The organism is Pseudomonas sp. ANT_H4 (genome assembly GCF_008369295.1).
GTDB lineage: Bacteria > Pseudomonadota > Gammaproteobacteria > Pseudomonadales > Pseudomonadaceae > Aquipseudomonas.
The window spans coordinates 17706-37157 of record NZ_VOBG01000007.1 but is presented as its reverse complement, the minus strand read 5'-3'; the positions used below and the strand labels follow the sequence as shown (position 1 = coordinate 37157).

The following is a 19452-nucleotide window of genomic DNA, read 5'->3' as shown; positions in this document are numbered from 1 at the left end:
TTTTCGTTGTCATATTGCAAGCGCATGCTCTTGAAGTCATTCCCCTACAGGCCCCAAAGACGAAAAGGCGAACTTTCCTACGTCACAAGTAGTCACTAAGGGTAGATGCAGCTCCCGTTTACACGATTGTTTTCGAACTATTGAGTGGTGATCGAGATGGAAAGTATCAGCCTATTGCTCGGTGAAGCACTGAGCCCTTATCAGGTTACGCTGACCACCTCTGGTGTGCAGGGCGAATGCCTGGTGACCGTGAAGAATCCAGCCGGTGCCATTGTTGTCGAGCGTGAAGTCGACCGGGCGCAATTGACCGACAAGCGCTCACTGGTGGACGTAGTGGACTGTCTGCACCGCGACTTGATGATCGCCGAAGGGCGCCTGGAACCCTCGGTTATCGCGGCGTTGCGCAATGCGGCCCTGACCCGTACCGGCGCGGTGGCATGAAGAATTATTTTTATTTGGAACCTTCCTACGGTAGGGCGAGTCAGATTTTGTAACAGCAAGATCAAGCATTGTGCTCCGGTGCTTGTAGCTTGTTGTACTGGTCTTTATAGGCCACGTTTAACCCCGAGTCGTCTCCCCACTTCTCGGGGTTTCTTTTTGCCCGGGATTTGTCATTGGCCTGGAGAGTCTTCGAAAAACAGCGGGTTGTCTTTCAGATATTGTTCGCGCAGCACTGGGTCGAGCCATGAGGCGTAGGACTGTAGCAGTGGCTCCTGGGGGATGCTTTGCAACACGTGGTCGATGTGTTCAATGGCTTGTCGACCCTGGGCGGTGTCGGAGCAACCGATATGGATTCGCTGATAAAGCGCGGTGCCGGTGATCGGATAGAAGATCAAGTCGTTGGGATCAATACCCTGTTGCCGGGCCTGATAACGAATTTCTGTCCAGTAGCCCAGCACTGCCTCTAGTCGCCCCAGGCGCTGCATTTGCAGCAGGCTTCCCAGTGCATCGTTGCCGTAATGCGGCGTCAGTTTGTGCGGGTCAGTGTGTTGCAATCGCTCATCAATGAAAGGGCCATAGCTGCGCTCGGCGACTACCCCAAGGCGCGCGTCCCTGGCGTCCAACAGCTTTTCCAGGTCGACCTTGCCGTCAACGACGAAAGGCGCCAGCGCGTCCTGTTGGGATCGGCGGATCGCTACGCCATTGCTTAGCACCGCGAAGGCTGGGGTGGAAAATACAATCGACTTTGCTCGTGCCGGCGTCCACAACAAGGACAGATCGCAGGTGAAGGAGGGCGCCAGCAGCATTTGCATGCCTCGGGCACGGTTGACGTGGAGGATCTGGTGCCGGTATTCCGGTAAGTGTTCAATGAGTATCGGCAGAAATTGGTCGACGGTGCCCTGACCCTTTTGCGGGCCTTCGAAAATGGTCATCGGCGGCAGGTCGCGCATCAGCCACGTCAAGGTTTCCTCGGCCTGGCTCGATAGCGGTAGCGCCCCGAGCAGCGAAGTAATGAAAAACAGGCGAAGGAAGCGTCTCTTGAGGCGACAGGCCATTATCTTGAGTGTTCTCCTGAAAACCGCATCAGATAGCGCCATCTTTACGCAAACGGGTAATGGCCGCGTCGTCGTAGCCCAGTGAGTTGAGCACCACAGCGTTGTGCTCTCCCAACTGCGGGCCGACCCACTCGCAGCTGCCGGGGGTGTCTGAGAGTTTGGGCACGATGCCGGGCATCTTGAAGTCCTTGCCCCCTGGCAGCTTCGCCTGGAGGAACATCTCGCGGGCGAGAAATTGCGGATCGCCGAGCATGTCTTCAGCGCTGTAGATCCGGCTGGCGGGTACCTCGGCCTGGTTCAACTGCTCTACCACTTGCTCCAGTGGCAACGAGTTGACCCAGCGATCAATCACCCCATACAGCTCGTCGCGCCGGCTGTCACGGCCATCGTTGCTGGCAAGTTGCGGGTCATTGGCCAAATCCTCGCGCCCGATGACCAGCATGAAACGCTTGAAGATCGCATCGCCATTGGCGCCGATCTGCACATGCTTGCCGTCGGCGCTGGTGTGGATCGACGAGGGCGTAATCCCTGGCATGATATTGCCGGTGCGCTCGCGGATAAAACCGAACACGTCGAACTCCGGAATCATGCTTTCCATCATGGCGAAGATGGCTTCATACAACGCCACATCCACCACCTGGCCCAGGCCACCGTTGACCTCGCGATGACGCAAAGCCATCAGCGCGCCGATCACCGCCCACAAGGCGGCAATCGAATCGCCGATGGAAATCCCGGTTCGCACCGGCGCACGGTCCTCGAAACCAGTGATATAGCGCAGGCCACCCATGGATTCGCCCACCGCGCCGAATCCCGGTTGATTCTTCATCGGCCCGGTCTGGCCGAAGCCCGAGAGGCGCACCATCACCAGTTTAGGGTTCAGTGCGTGCAAGGTTTCCCAGCCAAGGCCGAGCTTTTCCAGCACCCCAGGGCGAAAGTTCTCGATCAGAATGTCTGCATCTGCCAGCAATTGCTTGAGGATCGCCAGGCCGTCCGGATGTTTGAGGTTCAGGGTCAGCGACTGTTTGTTGCGCGCCTGGACGAACCACCACAAGGACGTGCCTTCATACAGCTTGCGCCATTTTCGCAGAGGGTCGCCGCCATCCGGGGATTCGACCTTGATCACCTCGGCACCGAACTCGGCGCAGATGCGGGACGCGAAAGGGCCGGCGATCAGGGTGCCGAGTTCGATGACTTTCAGGCCGGCAAGCGGTTTGGCGGTAAACGACATGAGGATCCTCTCAGGCGCGGGGCGTGTTTGTGATGCCTTTTAACATAGGCGAGCGGTGCAGGGATAAGGATGATGTAGCGCAGGATTCGTTGAATGCCCCCTCCATCGGTTAGACTTGCCGCCTTTCCCAGTCTCTAGAAGCCCGTTCATGGCCCAGCCGTCCACGACCTACAAATTTGAACTCAACCTCACCGACCTCGATCGTTCGGTGTACGAGAGCATCAAGCGGACCATCGCCCGCCACCCGTCGGAAACCGAAGAGCGCATGACCGTGCGGTTGCTGGCCTATGCCTTTTGGTACAACGAGCAGTTGTCGTTTGGTCGTGGTCTGTCAGATGTAGACGAGCCAGCCCTGTGGGAAAAAAGCCTGGATGATCGAGTTTTGCACTGGATCGAAGTCGGCCAGCCCGATGCCGACCGCTTGACCTGGTGCTCGCGTCGTACCGAACGCACCAGCTTACTGGCATACGGCAGCCTGCGGGTCTGGGAAGGCAAGGTGATTCCCGTGGCGAAAAACCTGAAAAACGTGCACATCGCTGCCGTGCCCCAGGAGATTCTCGAAACCCTGGCCAAAGACATGCCACGGGTGATCAAGTGGGACGTGATGATCAGCGAAGGTACGATCTTTGTGACCGATGACCGTGGCCAGCATGAAGTCCAGCTTGAATGGCTGGTTGGCGAGCGCGGCTAGGCATTGGTTTTATGCGGCCTCCTGTAGGAGCGAGCTTGCTCGCGATGAACCTGAGGACAGCGCGTTTATTCAGGCAACACGCGTCATCGTTAACGACCATCGCGAGCAAGCTCGCTCCTACAATTTAAGAGAAGCCCCCGTCACCCCATGCGTATCGAACCTCGCCCGCTGCCCGCCGTCCTGCCATTTCTCGGTGAACTGCCACCGCTGCTGACCCGTCTCTACGCCGCACGCGGGGTGGAGTCGGAAGCCGAGCTGGATAAAAGCCTGGCACGGTTGATCCCGTATCAGCAGCTCAAGGGTATCGATGCCGCAGTGGATTTGCTGGTGATCGCCCTGGAGCAGCGCCAGCGGATCCTGATCGTCGGTGACTTCGATGCCGACGGCGCCACCGCCAGCACCGTGGGCATGCTTGGCCTGCGCTTGCTCGGTGCCGCTCACGTCGACTACCTGGTGCCCAACCGTTTTGAGTTCGGCTATGGCCTGACCCCGGAAATCGTCGCCGTGGCCCTGCAGCGTGAGCCGCAGTTGCTGATCACCGTGGACAACGGCATCTCCAGTGTCGAAGGCGTGGCAGCGGCGAAAGCGGCGGGGCTCAAGGTGCTGGTTACCGACCACCACTTGCCTGGCGACGAACTGCCGGCGGCTGATGCCATCGTCAACCCGAACCAGCCAGGCTGCGAGTTCCCCAGCAAAGCCCTGGCCGGTGTTGGCGTGATCTTCTACGTGCTGATGGCCTTGCGTGCCCGTTTGCGCAGCCTTGGCTGGTACGAGAGCAAACCCCAGCCGAACATCGGCGAGCTGTTGGACCTGGTGGCCCTGGGCAGCGTGGCCGACGTGGTGCCCCTGGATGCCAACAACCGCATCCTGGTCTATCAAGGCCTGGAACGCATTCGCGCCGGTCGCGCCCGGCCGGGGATCAAGGCGATCCTCGAAGTGGCCAAGCGTGACCACGCGCGCATCACGTCCACCGACCTGGGTTTTATCCTTGGCCCAAGGCTCAACGCCGCCGGCCGTCTGGATGACATGAGCCTGGGCATCGAATGCCTGCTCACCAGCGACTTCGCCGCTGCCCGGGAAATGGCCGCGCAACTGGACGGCATGAACCAGGACCGCAAGTCCATCGAGCAGGGCATGCAGCGCGAAGCCCTGGCCCAACTCAAGGACTTGCCGGTGGAGTCCATGCCGTTCGGCCTGTGCCTGTTCGATCCGGAGTGGCACCAGGGCGTCATCGGGATTCTGGCGTCGCGGATGAAAGAGCGTTACTTCCGCCCGACCATCGCCTTTGCCGATGCCGGCGACGGACTGCTCAAGGGGTCGGGGCGTTCGGTGCCGGGCTTTCATATTCGCGATGCCCTGGCGGTGGTGGCTAGCCAGCACCCGAACCTGATCGCCAAGTACGGGGGCCACGCCATGGCGGCCGGCCTGACCTTGCCTGAAGCCAATTTCCCGCTGTTCGCCGAAGCCTTCGACACCGAAGTACGTCGGCAGCTGCGCGAAGAAGACCTCACCGGGCGCCTGCTGTCTGATGGCACCCTGGCGGTCGAGGAATTCCATCTGGAACTGGCCCGCGCCCTGCGCAACGCCGGGCCGTGGGGCCAGCATTTTCCCGAGCCGTTGTTTCACGGTGTGTTCCAGTTGGTGGAACAGCGTGTGGTGGGCGAGCGGCACCTTAAAGTGGTACTCAAGAGTGAATGTGGCTCGGTGAAACTGGACGGCATCGCCTTTGGCGTCGACCGCGAGATTTGGCCAAACCCGAACATTCGCTGGGTGGAGTTGGCCTACAAACTAGACGTCAATGAATTCCGTGGCCAGGAAACCGTACAGTTGATGATTGCCCACATCGAGCCGCGCTGAACCCTGTGCAATCCCCCGTTGTCGACTAATCTCTAAGTACTGTGTGATTGGTCTTGTGACCTTGTCTTTTTTCAGCCCGCCGGGGACGGGTTTTTCGTCGACCTTTCAAACAGAACCCTGGAGCCTGCCCACTGCATAAAAGAGGTGCCCCATGAGTCTGCTGCTAGAACCCTACACTTTGCGCCAATTGACCCTGCTCAACCGCATTGCCGTGTCGCCAATGTGCCAGTACAGCGCCGTTGACGGCCTGGCCAATGACTGGCACCTGGTGCACCTCGGCAGCCGTGCCGTCGGTGGCGCCGGGCTGATTTTTACCGAAGCCACCGCCGTGACGGCCGATGGTCGGATCACCGCCCAGGACCTGGGGCTTTGGAACGACGAACAGATCGAACCGCTGCAACGCATCACCCGCTTCATCAGCGCCCAAGGCTCGGTGGCGGGGATTCAATTGGCCCACGCCGGGCGCAAGGCGAGCACCCATCGGCCGTGGATCGGCAAGCACGGCAGCGTCAAGCCCGAAGACGGCGGCTGGGTTCCGATCGGGCCATCACCGATTGCCTTTGACCCGCAGCACACCGTACCGAAACAGTTGGACGAAGAGCAAATCCAGAGCGTGATTGCTGATTTTGTCGCCGCCGCCAAGCGCGCCTTGAGCGCTGGTTTCAGCGTGGTGGAAATTCATGCCGCCCATGGCTATTTGTTGCATCAATTTCTCTCGCCCCTGAGCAATCAGCGTCAGGATCAATACGGCGGCTCCTTCGAAAATCGCATCCGCCTGGTGCTGCAAGTCACCGAGGCGGTGCGCGAGGTCTGGCCGCAAGAACTGCCGCTGTTTGTGCGGGTGTCGGCCACCGACTGGGTTGAAGATGGCTGGAACCCGGACGAAACTGTGGAGCTGGCCCGGCGCCTGAAAGACCTGGGCGTCGACCTGATTGACGTGTCGTCCGGCGGCACCGCCGCCAATGCGGAAATCCCTATAGGCCCCGGTTACCAGACCCGCTTCGCCGAGCGCGTGCGCAAGGAATCCGGTATGGCCACCGGCACCGTGGGAATGATTACCGAGCCTGCTCAAGCCGAGCACATCCTGCGCACCTGCCAGGCAGACATCATCTTCCTAGCCCGTGAGCTGTTGCGTGATCCGTACTGGCCGCTGCATGCCGACGATGACCTGGGCGGACGCAAGGCCATCTGGCCGGCGCAGTATCAGCGGGCGACCCATCGGGATCAGCCTATTCATGAGTCTGACCTGCGGGATTGATCGTGCGTTACGTGTATTTGCGCTTGTCCAGTGCTGGCGGGAAGTACTGGTACAACCAGGTTTCACTCAGGGTCCGGTCATTGGTGCGGATAAACAGTCGCAGTTCCACGGGCTCCACACTGTCACTGGTCGGATACCAGTCGAACAGGATTCGATAGCCCTTGATGGCATCCAGCACCAGCACGCTGAAGTCCTTCAGTTCGCCATGGGAGCAGGTGACTACCGGCTCGATCCCCGTGCCCTCTGGCAAGCGGTCCAGGCCACCCCCTTTGAAGTCCACGGCAAAACGTCGTGCCCAGACGGGCGGGTAATGCTCGCCCGGTGCCCAACCTTCAGTGAAACCACCCATGCCCGAACGGGTGGCGTCGACCTGCGCCAGCGGTGTGCTGACCGGCGGTAATGCGCTCCAGTACAGCTTGTAGCCGTAGTTCAACGAGTCGCCAGCGGCCACTGGTTTTTTCGGCGTCCAGAAAGCCACGATGTTGTCCATGGTTTCACCGGTAGTAGGAATTTCCAACAGGTCGATAGAGCCTTCGCCCCACGCGGTTGTCGGTTCTACCCACAGGCTTGGACGCTTGCTGTACCAGTCGACCGTGTCCTGATAGCTGGCGAACTCATGGTCGGTCTGCACCAGGCCGAAACCTTTCGGGTCTTTGTCGGCGAAGGCGTTGAACTGCAAGGTCGCCGGGTTGTTCAGCGGGCGGCAGATCCACTCGCCGTTGCCGCGCCACATCGCCAGGCGATCTGAGTCGTGGATTTGCGGGTGGATGGTGTCGCACATCCGCCGTTCATGGGTGCCACAGCTGAACATGCTGGTCATCGGTGCGATGCCCAGTTGTTCAATGGTGGTGCGGGCGTTGATATGGGCATCGATGGCCATGACGACCTGGTTGGCCTGGCAGTCGATGTCGAAACGGTAGGCACCCGTGGCGCTCGGCGAGTCCAGCAGGGCGTAGACCACGAAACGGGTGCTGTCCTTGTCCGGGGTCTCGAACCAGAACTGGGTGAAATCGGGGAATTCCTCGCGTTTTTTCGCGTAGGTGTCGATTGCCAGGCCGCGGGCAGAGAGACCGTACTGACCAGTGGCATCCACCGCGCGGAAATAACTGGCGCCGAGAAAAGACAACACGTCGTGCCGATCCAGTTCTGGGGCCTTGAACAGCTTGAACCCGGAAAAACCCAGGTCACCTGTGAGCTGTTTGGTGTCCACCGTGGTTTTTTCGTAGTTGAACAGCTCCGGTCGAAAATGCACCTCGCGAGCCTGGCGGGTTTTTGGGTCGACGCTATGCATGCGCACTGGCGTCTTGAAGCCCATGCCGACATGGAAAAACTGCACGTCCAATTGGCCGTTCACCTCTTTCCACAACGAATGCTTGCCGTCGTAGCCGATGGCATTGAAGTTTTGCGGGGTCATGGTCGCCAGGGTCGGCGGCAGCACCTGCTTGGTGTCCAGGTAGCGCTTGCCGGCCAGTTGCTTGGCCTGGATCTTCAGCGCGTCGAAGTCGAACGCCTGGGCCTCGCCATCAGCGGTGCGATTACCCGCCCAGGCCTGTGCAGCCAAGAGGCCGCTGGCCGATAGACCTGTGTAAGCCGCAATGGCCATGGACGCTTTGAGCAAATTCCTGCGGTGCATAGAGACAACCTGTCGTGGACAATCCCGCGCCGTTCCTGGCACGTGCTGGATCAGAAATAACGGTTCGGACATGCCTTCGGCCAAACGCAACGGACATTAAACAGATGCCAAATAGCTTAAGCCGTTCGGTGGCGGATAAAAAATGATTGATAGCGAGGTAATGGCGTCGGATGTGAAACAAGATATGTAGGAGCGAGCTTGCTCGCTCCGAAATGATGGTTAGCCCACTTCCCCTACCGCCCGCCACGCCTCATCAATCGCCGCATGGGCATAAGCGCTCCACGCCGCATCCGAGTTGGCGATGCTTACATGCCCCACGGGCTTGCGCGCCAGGTTCATCAGCTTTTCGCTTTCGTCGGCATCATCAAACAGGCTGTTGGAAAAGTACGCATAACCATGGGTCCAGCGATTGATCGTGATCGCCAGGATGTCCGTCTCATGGTTGAACCCGCCTGGGCCGAGCATGCGTTGCAACTGATCGCGCAGTTGCGCCTCAAGCACTTCGAAGGTCTGCCCATACAACCGACCGCGTCCGGCGCGGGCCTGGTCGCGGGCGTTCATGCCGCTGTTGGGGCTGGTGGGCACGTAGACCATGTGCAAACCAATCGGCTGCGTCGGATCGCGAGGGTGATCGTAGCCGCCCATGCTCACCGGGTAGTCCAGCTTGATCCGGCTGTAGGGCTGGGTGGCCGCGTAAATCTCATGCACACCGAGCTTCTGGAATGACTGCCAGTTGCGGATCACCACCTTGGTGTACACCAGCGGGAACTTTACATTCTGGCTCAGGGCGTAGGCCTGTTCCGCCGGGAGGTCACGCAGCAGGTACGGAATCATCATGTTGTAGCAGGCCAGGATGCAGCGTTTGCCGCGTACCTGGGCGAGCTTGCCGCCACGGCTGTAGCCGATATGCACGCCGTCGCCAACGTTGCGCACGCTGACTGCGGTGCTGTTCAAGCGTATCCGCACCGGTGCCTTGGGCTGATCAAGCTTGGCGTAGTCAAACGCTGCCAGCACCACGTCATCCATGGTGTGCCCCGGCGCCACGGCCGGAATCAAGCTGCGCACCATCAGGCGTGCCAGGGACGCGTTGCCATCGGGGAAGTGGTAGATGTAGGGCTCTTCCATTTCCGCCGCAGCTTCTTCGCTGATGGGCGCCAGGTTCATCCCGCCGAAGCCGGGGAAACCCACGTTGTAGGCATCGGACGACGCAACAGCATCAATGCTCAGGGCCATGAAGTCATTGGTACGGCTCTGGAAGTACTTCACCGCGCCTTCAGACAATCCCACGTCCTTGAGCAGGAAATTGCGATAGCTGGTGACGGCCAGGTAGTCGGCCTTTTCCTCGGTGGTCTTGCCTGGCAGGTAGTCCTTGGGCGCGACGTGCAGGGCGATCAGTGCCTGGCGGTCGGCTTCGGGTAGCGGGAAGTCGTTGATGAAGTCGCTGATGGAGCGGGCATGCAACTGATCCGGGGCGATATCGTCGGCCACCATCGGCGTCGGGTCGCCGGTGACCAGTTTGTCTTCACCGAAGTTTTCCTTATCGAAGAACACCCCGCGTGACAGGCCCAACCCTGGATAGAACTGACGGTCGAAGGCGGTCTCGAAGCGCTTGATATTCACCCCGAGTTTTTTCAGCAGGCCGTTCACTTCCTGGCTGTACAGATGATTGGGCGACTGGAACGCCTCGCTGCCGCCATAACCGATGATCATCCGGCCCCCGGCCTGGAACTCGTTGCGCTTGGCATGGCCGCCGAAGTCATCGTGGTTTTCCAGGACCAGGATCTTCGCCTTCGGATGCTTTTCGCGGTAGAACCAGGCCGCTGACAAGCCGCTCAGGCCACCACCGACCACCACCAGGTCGTAGTCTTCAGTGATCGGTAGTTTTCGGTGTCGAAGACCTTTTTCTCCCAGCCCATCTGGTGGGCAATTTCGAACGAGCCGACGTGGCTGCCCCGAAGGCCCGTGAGGGCCGGCGGGTAGTAACGGCCATCGGGGGCGGCCTGGAGGATTTGCAGCGGCGTCATGCCGGCGGCAATGGTGATGGCGACGCCGTTGAGGAAGTCGCGGCGGGTAATGTCCATGAGGGGTCCTGAAAGTATTTATTGTTATGAGGTGCTTTTACTGTAGGAACGAGGTCAGTGCTTGAACATCACATGGCGAACCGTGGTGTAGTCCTCCAGCCCGTACATGGACATGTCCTTGCCATAGCCGGACAGTTTCTGACCGCCGTGAGGCATTTCGCTGACCAGCATGAAGTGGGTGTTTACCCAGGTGCAGCCGTACTGCAAGCGTGCTGCCAAACGATGCGCACGACCGACATCGGCGGTCCACACTGAGGATGCCAGGCCGTAATCCGAGTCGTTGGCCCAGGCCAAAACCTGTGCCTCATCGGTGAACTTGGTCACCGACACCACCGGCCCGAACACCTCGCGCCGCACGATCTCATCGTCCTGCTGAGCATCTGCGAGCACCGTAGGCTCAAAGAAGAAGCCATTGCCTTCCACCGCCTTGCCGCCGGTGATCAACCGAATGTGGGATTGCGCCATCGCACGCTCGACAAAACCGGCCACGCGGTCACGGTGTTGCGCGGTGATCAGCGGACCCAGTTCGGTGTCCGGATCATCCTGCAAACCATATTTGATGCTGGCGACGGCCGCGCCCAGCTTCTCGACGAAGGCATCGTAGATATCCGCTTGCGCGTAAATCCGGCACGCGGCGGTGCAATCCTGCCCGGCGTTGTAGAAACCGAAGGTACGAATGCCCTCCACAGCCGCATCGATATCGGCATCATTGAAGATGATCACCGGTGCCTTGCCGCCCAGCTCCATGTGCATGCGTTTAACGCTGTCGGCGGTGCTGGAAATGATATTGGCACCTGTGGCGATGGAGCCGGTCAGCGAAACCATGCGCACTTTCGGATGATTCACCAATGGGCTACCGACACTCGGCCCACGGCCAAACACCAGGTTGAGCACACCGGCCGGGAAAATTTCAGCAGCCAGTTCCACCAGGCGCAGGGCGGTCAGTGGGGTTTGTTCCGACGGCTTGAGTACCACGGTATTACCTGCGGCCAGGGCCGGGGCAATTTTCCAGGCGACCATCATCAGTGGGTAGTTCCACGGCGCGATGGAGGCGATGACGCCCACCGGGTCGCGGCGGATCATCGAGGTGTGACCAGGCAGATATTCACCGCCCGCCGAACCGCTCATGCAGCGGCTGGCGCCAGCGAAGAAGCGGAACACATCGGCAACCGCCGGGATCTCGTCGTTCAGCGCAGCGCTGTAGGGTTTGCCGCAGTTGTCCGACTCAAGCTTGGCCAGTTCTTCGCCATGGGCTTCGATAGCATCGGCCAGTTTCAGCAACAGCAAGGAGCGGTCTTTGGGCGGCGTCTGCGACCAGCCTTCAAAGGCGGCATCGGCGGCACGCACCGCAGCGTCGACCTGCGCTTCACTGGCTTCCTTGATCTCCACCAGCACACGGCCCAGCGCCGGGTTGAACACCGGCTGCGCCGGGCCTTCACCTTCGACCAGATGGCCGTTGATCAGCAGTTTGGTTTGCATATGAGTGTCCTCTTCAAACAATTATTTACCGCCGCTACCGGCCACGCTTTCACCGCCGCGGGTCAGGTAATAGGCACCGAGAATCGGAAACATCGTCACGATCATCACCAGCATCGCCACCACGTTGGTCACCGGCACATCTCGTGGTCGGCTCAATTGGTTGAGCAGCCACAGCGGCAAGGTGCGCTCGTGGCCGGCGGTGAAGGTGGTGACGATGATTTCGTCGAACGACAAGGCGAACGCCAACATGCCGCCGGCCAGCAACGCCGAACCGAGGTTGGGCATGATGATGTAGCGAAAGGTCTGCCAGCCGTCAGCGCCTAAATCCATCGACGCTTCGATCAGGCTGTGGGAGGTGCGGCGCAAACGGGCGATAACGTTGTTGTAGACGATCACCACACAGAAGGTTGCGTGGCCGACGATGATGGTGAACATCCCCGGCTCAATCCCCAGCGTCTTGAAGGTCGCCAGCAACGCAATACCGGTGATGATCCCCGGCAGGGCAATCGGCAGGATCAGCATCAGCGAGATGCCTTGCTTGCCGAAGAACTCCCGGCGATACAGCGCGGCCGAGGCCAGGGTGCCGAGCACCATCGCAATCAGCGTGGCGATGGCGGCGATTTGCAGGGACAACTTGATCGCTTCCAGCACGTCGGGCCTTGAGAAGGCGACGCTGAACCACTTCAGGGTGAAGCCCTGGGGCGGAAAGCTGAACGCCGCTTCTTCGGTGTTGAAGGCGTAGAGGAAGATGATCAGGATAGGGAAGTGCAGAAAGACCAATCCGCCCCAAGCCGCAACTTTTAGACTCCACGAAGCTTTTTCAGAGTGCATCGAAGGCCCCCAGGCGTTTGACGATAGACAGGTAAACCGCGATCAATACGATGGGCACCAGGGTGAACGCCGCCGCCATGGGCATATTGCCGATGGCGCCTTGCTGGGCGTAGACCATGCCGCCGACGAAGTAGCCCGGCGGGCCTACCAGTTGCGGCACGATGAAGTCGCCCAGGGTTAGCGAAAAGGTAAAGATGGAACCGGCAGCAATTCCTGGCACCGACAGCGGCAGAATCACCTGCATGAAGGTCTGGCGCGGCTTGGCGCCCAGGTCCGCCGAAGCTTGCAGCAACGACGGCGGCAAGCGTTCCAGGGACGCCTGGATTGGCAGGATCATGAACGGCAGCCAGATGTAGACAAACACCATGAACCGCCCCAGATGCGAGGTGGACAAGGTGCTGCCGCCGACACCGGGAATCCCCATGATGAACTGCAGCACCGGCTCCAGTCCCAGGTGCAGGACGAACCACTGTGCCACGCCCCCCTTGGCCAGCAGCAGAGTCCAGGCATAAGCCTTGACGATGTAGCTGGCCCACATCGGCATCATCACCGCAATGTAGAAAAACGCTTTGGTCTTGCCCGTGGTGTAGCGCGCCATGTAGTAGGCGATGGGGAACGCGACGATAGCGCTGGCGATAGACACCACAATCGCCATGCTCAAGGTGCGCAGGATGATGTCGAAGTTCGACGGCTGGAACAGCGCGGCGAAGTTGGCCAGGGTCAGGTCCGGCGTCACCGCCATGGTGAAGTCGTCGAAGGTGTAGAACCCTTGCCACAGCAAAGTCAGCAACGAACCCAGGTAGATCGCACCGAACCAGATCAGCGGCGGTATCAGCAGCAGCGACAGGTACAGGTTGGGCTTGCTGTACAGCAGGTTGGAAAACCTGCGCATCGGCGATTGAGTCAGGGCCAGGCTCATGTCACACCTCGCCTGCGAAGTCGGTCAGCGGGGTCATGGCTTCCCGCGCCCAGCGGGCGGTGATCGGCTGGCCGGTCTGGTGGCCGACGCTGATGTCCAGCCACTGGTTGTTGGCCTGGCTGATGTTCAGCGCCTGGCCGTTTTCCAGTTTCAATTCATAGCGGGTGGCGCTGCCCTGGTACTGGATGTCATGCAGCACGCCGCTGACTTCCACTTCGCCATTGCCTAGCGGGCCTTCGGCGAAACGCACATGTTCCGGGCGGATCGAGAACGGCTGCGGGCTGCCGCTCAAGCGCTGCGCCAGGTCGCCACGAATCACGTTGGAGGTGCCGACGAATTCGGCGACGAAGGTGGTGGCCGGTTTCATGTACAGGTTGCGCGGGGTGTCGACCTGTTCGATGCGGCCCTTGTTGAAGACCGCAACCCGATCAGACATCGACAGCGCTTCAGTCTGGTCGTGGGTGACGAAGATGAAGGTGATGCCGAGCTGGCGTTGCAGCTTTTTCAGCTCGCTTTGCATTTGCTCGCGCAGCTTCAGGTCGAGGGCACCCAAGGGCTCATCGAGCAGCAGCACGCGAGGGCGATTGACCAAGGCGCGAGCCAGGGCTACCCGCTGGCGTTGGCCACCGGACAGTTGCACCGGTTTTCGCTCGCCATAACCGCCGAGGGCAACCATGGCCAGCGTTTCTTCGGCGCGATTGAGGCGTTCGGTCTTGCCCACGCCTTTGACTTTCAGGCCGTAGGCGACGTTGTCCCGCACGTTCATGTGGGGGAACAGCGCGTAATCCTGAAACACGGTGTTGACGTCCCGCTGATAGGGCGGCAACCCGGCGGCTTCTTTACCGTGAATGCGGATGGAGCCGGCGCTTGGCTGCTCGAAACCGGCAATCAGGCGCAGGCAGGTGGTCTTGCCCGAGCCGGAAGGGCCGAGCATGGAAAAGAACTCGCCGTCCTGGATATCGATGGAAACCCGGTCAACGGCTTTCACTTCGCCGAACTGACGGGAAACGTGGGTGAATTGGACTGCAAGCGTCATGGTGCGGTGCTCCAAAAAGGCGTAGATCGTCGCAGCGGCCCGGCCTGGACTTCTGAAAAAACTGAATCGATGTTTATCTGTGATAGTCAGGCTTATGTGGCGAGCGGGCTTGCCCGCGTTGGGCTGCGTAGCAGCCCTGAGATCAGCCAACACGGTCTTTCAGAAAAACCGCGGCTGTCTTATTGGGACGGCTTCGCCGTCCAGCGCGGGCAAGCCCGCTCGCCACACAATGCTTCTTGCCACAACGAGCGTTTAGCGACCGCCCATGATCGCAATGTAATCCTGGGTCCAGCGGCTGTACGGCACGAACTTGCCGCCTTCAGCCTGCGGGGTTTTCCAGAAGGCGATCTTCTCGAACTGGTCGAAACCGTTGGTCTTGCAACCCTCGGCGCCGAGTAGTTCACTGCCCTGGCAGGCAGCCGGTACCGCTGGCAAGGAGCCGAACCACGCCGCGACATCACCCTGGACTTTTGGCTGCAGCGACCAGTCCATCCACTTGTAGGCACAGTTCGGGTGTTTGGCTTCGGAGTGCAACATGGTGGTATCGGCCCAGCCGGTTGCGCCTTCCTGAGGGATGGTCGAGGCAATCGGCTGCTTCTCGTTGATCAGGCCGTTGACCTGATACGGCCAGGCGCTGGACGCCACCACGCCTTCGTTCTTGAAGTCACTCATTTGCACGGTGGTGTCGTGCCAGTAGCGGTGGATCAACGGTTGCTGAGCACGCAACAGATCGAGCGCGGCCTTGTACTGGGTTTCGGTCAGCTCATACGGGCTCTGGATGCCCAGTTCCGGCTGGGTGCTCTTGAGGTACAGCGCCGCGTCGGCGATGTAGATCGGGCCGTCATAGGCCTGCACGCGACCTTTGTTCGGCTTGCCGTCCGGCAGGTTCTGCGCCTCGAACAGCACGTTCCAGCTGGTAGGTGCGGTCTTGAACACGTTGGTGTTGTACATCAACACGTTCGGGCCCCACTGGTACGGGGTGCCGTAGGTTTGCTGGCCAACCACGTACCACGGCGCATCTTTGAGGCGCGGGTCGATGTTCTTCCAGTTGGGGATCAGCGAGGTGTTGATCGGCTGCACACGCTTGCCGCCGATCAGTCGCAACGAGGCATCGCCCGAGGCTGTGACCAGGTCGTAGCCACCCTTGGCCATCAGGCTGACCATCTCATCGGAGGTGGCGGCGGTCTTGACGTTGACCTTGCAGCCGGTTTCCTTCTCGAAACCGGTGACCCAGTCGTAGTTCTTGTCACTTTCGCCACGCTCGATGTAGCCGGGCCAAGCGACGATATCTAACTGGCCTTCACCGGCCCCGACCGCCTTGAGCGGTTCGGCGGCCTGGATACTGACGCTGGCCAGCAGCGCGGTGGTCAGGGCACTGAGCAGTGCGGTCTTGTGCGCAGACATGGGGATTCCCTCTTCTTTAATTATGGTCGGGGCAGTTTTTGCAGCAGGTGATGCGTGAGCTTATGTTGTTGTTTTAAAGATGCTGGCCATGGCGCGCCATGATATGGCGCACCACGCTGTAGTCCTGTAGCGAATCACTGGACAGGTCTTTGCCATACCCCGAGCGCTTCAAGCCGCCGTGGGGCATTTCGCTGACCAGCATGAAATGGCTGTTGATCCAGGTGCAGCCGTACTGCAGCCGCGCCGCCACTTGCATGGCCTTGTCCAGGTTCTGCGTCCACACCGATGAAGCCAGTCCGTATTCCGAGTCGTTGGCCCAATCCACCGCCTGCTCCAGTTCGTCGAAGCGGGTCACGGTGACTACTGGGCCGAACACTTCGCGCTGGACGATTTCATCGTTCTGCTTACAGCCAGCCAGTAAGGTCGGCTGGTAATAGAAGCCAGCGCCGGAATGCACGGCCGCGCCGGTCACGCGTTCGATATGGGGTTGGCCGAGGGCGCGCTCGACGAAGCTGGCCACACGGTCGCGCTGGCGGGTGCTGATCAGCGGGCCGAGTTCGTTGTCGGCGTCGCGCTTGCCGGCAAAGCGCAGGCTGCTGACTGCCGCGCCGAGATCGGCCACCAGCTTGTCGTGAATTCCCGCCTGGGCATAAATGCGGCACGCAGCGGTGCAGTCCTGGCCGGCGTTGTAATAACCGTAGGCGCGTACGCCCTCGACCACGGCCGCCAGGTCGGCGTCGTTGCAGACGATCACTGGCGCCTTGCCACCCAGTTCCAGGTGGGTGCGTTTCAGTGTCTTGGACGCGGCTTGCAGAATTTTTTGCCCGGTGACGATATCGCCGGTCAGCGACACCATGCGCACTTTTGGGTGGCTGACCAGATGACTGCCAACACCTTCACCGCCGCCACACAGAATGTTGATCACCCCACGCGGTAGCAATTGGTTCAGCGCGGGCGCCAGGGCGAGGATCGACAGCGGCGTGTGTTCCGATGGCTTGAATACCAGGGTATTGCCGGCGGCCAGGGCCGGGGCGATTTTCCAGGCGGCCATCATCAGCGGGTAGTTCCACGGCGCAATCGAAGCGACGACCCCGATAGGGTCGCGGCGCACCATGCTGGTGTAGCCCGGCAGGTATTCGCCGCTCAGTTGCCCGGTCTGGCAACGCACGGCGCCAGCGAAGAAGCGGAACACATCGACGGTGGCGCTCAAATCGTCCTGGCGCGCCAGGTGCAACGGCTTTCCGCAGTTCAACGATTCCAGGCGGGCCAGATAGTCAGCTTGTTTTTCGATGGCATCGGCGATGCCCAGAAGAATGTTCGAACGCTGCTGTGGCGTGGTTCGCGACCAGCCGGCAAAAGCGCGGTGGGCGGCGAGGATGGCGGATTCGACCTGCTCGGTGCTGGCTTCGGCGATATGGGTGAGGATTTCACCGGTGGCCGGGTTGACGATCGGTTCGACGAAACCCTGGCCTGGGACCAGTTCGCCGTCGATCAGCAACGCGGTGAGCAGCGGTGTGGGCGCGCCAGACATTTTTCGCGATCTCTTTTCTTGTGTGGTCATGGGCGGTCTCTTGCAAGGCGCCTGACCTTCTCTTATGGATGAGCAGAGACTAGAGGTCAGGCGCGAGGTCAACAAATACTAAATACTGAAAGCAGCATTCGATTAAATAGATGGCTTGCGCGGGTGAGGTTGTTCACGGGCTACGGTGAGGAACGGGTCCACCAACGCCGGGCGGGCCGTGCCCCGGCGCCAGGCCAGGCCGACGTCGAGGGTTTGGCTGAGGTCGGCAATTGGCCGTGCCTCAATGATGTCGCCTTCAAGCGACCAGGGCCGGTAGGTCATGTCGGGTTGGATCGACACGCCCAAGCCTGCTGCCACCAGGCTTCGAACCGCTTCGGTGGAGGCGGTGCGCAAGGTGACGCGGGGTTGCAGCCCGGCACCGGCCCACATACGTTGGGCGTTGTGGTCCATTTCGTCGACGTTCAATTGAATCAGCGGCTCGCGGGTCACGTCGGCGAGGTTGATGCTGTCGTGTTCCAGCAGCGGGTGTTGGGCTGGTAGCCACAGGCGGTGGGGCGAGTGCGTGAGGACTTCGGTCTGCAAGGCATGACGATCTTCGAGGTTGGAGACTATTAGCACGCCGACATCGATTTCGCCGCTGACCAGCAAATGCTCGATATACGGGCGTTCATCTTCCATCACCCGAAGCTCGACGTTGGGGTAGGCGCGCTGGAAGCGGGTCAGCAAATCGGCCAAATAATAGCCGGCCACCAGGCTGGTCACCCCGATGATCAGTTGCCCGGCCACCTGGTCGGTACTCTGTTGCAGGCTGCGCTTGGCATTGTCGACGGTGGCGAGGATCAAGTGCGCCTGGCGCAGGAACTGATGGCCCTGGTGGGTCAGGGTCATGCCCTTGGCGTGGCGGTTGAACAGGTTGACGCCGATTTCCTGTTCCAGTTGCTGGATTGCCAGGGTCAGCGTGGACTGGGAAATGAACGCGGTTTGGGCGGCGGCGGAGATCGAGCCGGTCTCGGCCACGGCGATGAAGTGACGGATCTGACGCAAGGTCATCATGCTGGAATTACCAGTGGAGTGTTTTTATAGATTTGCTCGAGTGTATATCGGTTTTAGAGAAGGGCAGCTGCAAGCTTTAAGCTGCAAGAGCGCGTTACATCTAGAAGCACTCTAGATCGGGGCTTTTTGGCACTTAGTTTTACGCTGGGGGCCTATTGGTCCTATGAACCCTAGTGTCTGGAGGCTACGAATGAATACCCGTGGATTGCTCGATCAGTTGCTCAAGTCCGGCCAGGACATGCTGAAAAACAAGGCTGGCAGCCAGCACAAAGGTGCTGACAAAGGTGCCCTGGGCGGTTTGCTCGGCGGTGGCGGGCTCGGCAGCCTGCTGGGTGGGGCGGGAGGTGGTGCCTTGGCGGCCGGGGCCATGGGCCTGTTGCTGGGCAACAAAAAAGCCCGCAACTTTGGCGGCAAGGCCCTGACCTACGGCGGCCTCGCGGCGTTGGGTGTGATTGCCTACAAAGCCTACGGCAACTGGCAGGCGCAACAGGCCAGCGCGCCACAAGGTGAGCCGCAGACCATTGATCGCTTGCCGCCGGCCCAGGTTGAACAGCACAGCCAGGCGATTCTCAAGGCGTTGGTCGCTGCGGCGAAGGCCGATGGTCATGTCGACGAACGCGAGCGGGCGCTGATCGAAGGCGAGTTCACCAAACTGGACAATGACCAGGAGTTGCAACACTGGCTGCACGCCGAACTCAACAAGCCCCTGGACCCCGCCGACGTCGCCCGTGCCGCCAGCACCCCGGAAATGGCGGCCGAGATGTACATCGCCAGCGTAATGCTGGTGGATGAGGAGAATTTCATGGAAAAGTCCTACCTCGATGAATTGGCTCGCCAACTGAAACTGGAGCCAGGTCTCAAGGCCGAGCTGGAAAAGCAGGTGCGCCAAGCAACGGTCTGACCCCACAGTCCACATCCCAAACACCCCGGCTGCATTACTGCTCCGGGGTGTTTTTGTATTCCG

The 19452-nt window shown here is 60.4% G+C and carries 15 protein-coding genes and 1 pseudogene; 5 read left to right on the top strand and 11 right to left on the bottom strand.

The features are described from left to right. Nucleotides 1-156: 156 nt before the first annotated feature. A complete protein-coding gene (locus FQ182_RS10920; RefSeq protein ID WP_149412458.1) occupies nucleotides 157-441 on the top strand; it encodes a DUF3509 domain-containing protein in 285 nt (94 codons plus the stop codon). A gap of 170 nt (nucleotides 442-611) precedes the next feature. On the opposite strand, the gene FQ182_RS10915 is transcribed toward FQ182_RS10920, so the two are convergent. Beyond that, entirely contained in the window at nucleotides 612-1496 is an 885-nt protein-coding gene (locus FQ182_RS10915) for a TIGR02285 family protein (RefSeq protein ID WP_149412459.1), read from the bottom strand. A 28-nt stretch (nucleotides 1497-1524) separates the two neighbouring features. After that, on the bottom strand, nucleotides 1525-2724 hold the full coding sequence (locus tag FQ182_RS10910) for a CaiB/BaiF CoA-transferase family protein (RefSeq protein WP_149412460.1): 1200 nt from the start codon (nucleotides 2722-2724) through the stop codon (nucleotides 1525-1527). A gap of 148 nt (nucleotides 2725-2872) precedes the next feature. Here FQ182_RS10910 and FQ182_RS10905 point away from each other — a divergent pair, with 148 nt between their 5' ends. From FQ182_RS10905 to FQ182_RS10890, 3 genes are all read left to right on the top strand, one after another. Then, complete coding sequence (locus FQ182_RS10905; protein WP_149412461.1) at nucleotides 2873-3415, top strand: YaeQ family protein; 543 nt, start codon at nucleotides 2873-2875, stop codon at nucleotides 3413-3415. 147 nt (nucleotides 3416-3562) lie between these two features. Continuing rightward, complete coding sequence (recJ, locus tag FQ182_RS10895) at nucleotides 3563-5272, top strand: single-stranded-DNA-specific exonuclease RecJ (RefSeq protein WP_149412463.1); 1710 nt, start codon at nucleotides 3563-3565, stop codon at nucleotides 5270-5272. A 151-nt stretch (nucleotides 5273-5423) separates the two neighbouring features. Next, nucleotides 5424-6530: an NADH:flavin oxidoreductase/NADH oxidase gene (locus FQ182_RS10890; RefSeq protein ID WP_149412464.1), complete on the top strand. Its 1107-nt coding sequence runs from the start codon at nucleotides 5424-5426 to the stop codon at nucleotides 6528-6530. Between the two features lie 7 nt (nucleotides 6531-6537). Here the strand turns inward: FQ182_RS10890 and FQ182_RS10885 are convergent, their stop codons facing one another. The 9 genes and pseudogenes from FQ182_RS10885 to FQ182_RS10845 all read right to left on the bottom strand — a co-directional run bounded on the left by FQ182_RS10885 (nucleotide 6538) and on the right by FQ182_RS10845 (nucleotide 18488). Then, nucleotides 6538-8163: a glucan biosynthesis protein D gene (locus tag FQ182_RS10885; protein WP_149412465.1), complete on the bottom strand. Its 1626-nt coding sequence runs from the start codon at nucleotides 8161-8163 to the stop codon at nucleotides 6538-6540. Between the two features lie 219 nt (nucleotides 8164-8382). Continuing rightward, nucleotides 8383-10244 (bottom strand): annotated as a pseudogene (locus FQ182_RS10880) (NAD(P)-binding protein). A 54-nt stretch (nucleotides 10245-10298) separates the two neighbouring features. After that, complete coding sequence (locus FQ182_RS10875; RefSeq protein WP_149412466.1) at nucleotides 10299-11723, bottom strand: gamma-aminobutyraldehyde dehydrogenase; 1425 nt, start codon at nucleotides 11721-11723, stop codon at nucleotides 10299-10301. A 21-nt stretch (nucleotides 11724-11744) separates the two neighbouring features. Continuing rightward, nucleotides 11745-12554 carry an ABC transporter permease gene (locus FQ182_RS10870; protein WP_149412467.1) on the bottom strand — a complete coding sequence of 270 codons (810 nt, stop codon included), beginning with the start codon at nucleotides 12552-12554 and terminating at the stop codon, nucleotides 11745-11747. Next, complete coding sequence (locus tag FQ182_RS10865) at nucleotides 12544-13473, bottom strand: ABC transporter permease (protein ID WP_149412468.1); 930 nt, start codon at nucleotides 13471-13473, stop codon at nucleotides 12544-12546. The genes FQ182_RS10870 and FQ182_RS10865 overlap by 11 nt, the downstream gene beginning before the upstream one ends. 1 nt (nucleotide 13474) lies before the next feature. Then, entirely contained in the window at nucleotides 13475-14509 is a 1035-nt protein-coding gene (locus FQ182_RS10860) for an ABC transporter ATP-binding protein (protein ID WP_149412469.1), read from the bottom strand. A 252-nt stretch (nucleotides 14510-14761) separates the two neighbouring features. Further along, nucleotides 14762-15913 (bottom strand): putative ABC transporter substrate-binding protein YdcS, encoded by a 1152-nt coding sequence (gene ydcS, locus FQ182_RS10855; RefSeq protein ID WP_149412470.1) that lies wholly within the window; start codon nucleotides 15911-15913, stop codon nucleotides 14762-14764. Between the two features lie 73 nt (nucleotides 15914-15986). After that, entirely contained in the window at nucleotides 15987-17444 is a 1458-nt protein-coding gene (locus tag FQ182_RS10850) for a gamma-aminobutyraldehyde dehydrogenase (RefSeq protein WP_178114436.1), read from the bottom strand. 132 nt (nucleotides 17445-17576) lie between these two features. Beyond that, complete coding sequence (locus FQ182_RS10845; RefSeq protein WP_149412472.1) at nucleotides 17577-18488, bottom strand: LysR family transcriptional regulator; 912 nt, start codon at nucleotides 18486-18488, stop codon at nucleotides 17577-17579. A 190-nt stretch (nucleotides 18489-18678) separates the two neighbouring features. Here FQ182_RS10845 and FQ182_RS10840 point away from each other — a divergent pair, with 190 nt between their 5' ends. After that, complete coding sequence (locus FQ182_RS10840) at nucleotides 18679-19389, top strand: tellurite resistance TerB family protein (protein ID WP_149412473.1); 711 nt, start codon at nucleotides 18679-18681, stop codon at nucleotides 19387-19389. Nucleotides 19390-19452 lie beyond the last annotated feature (63 nt).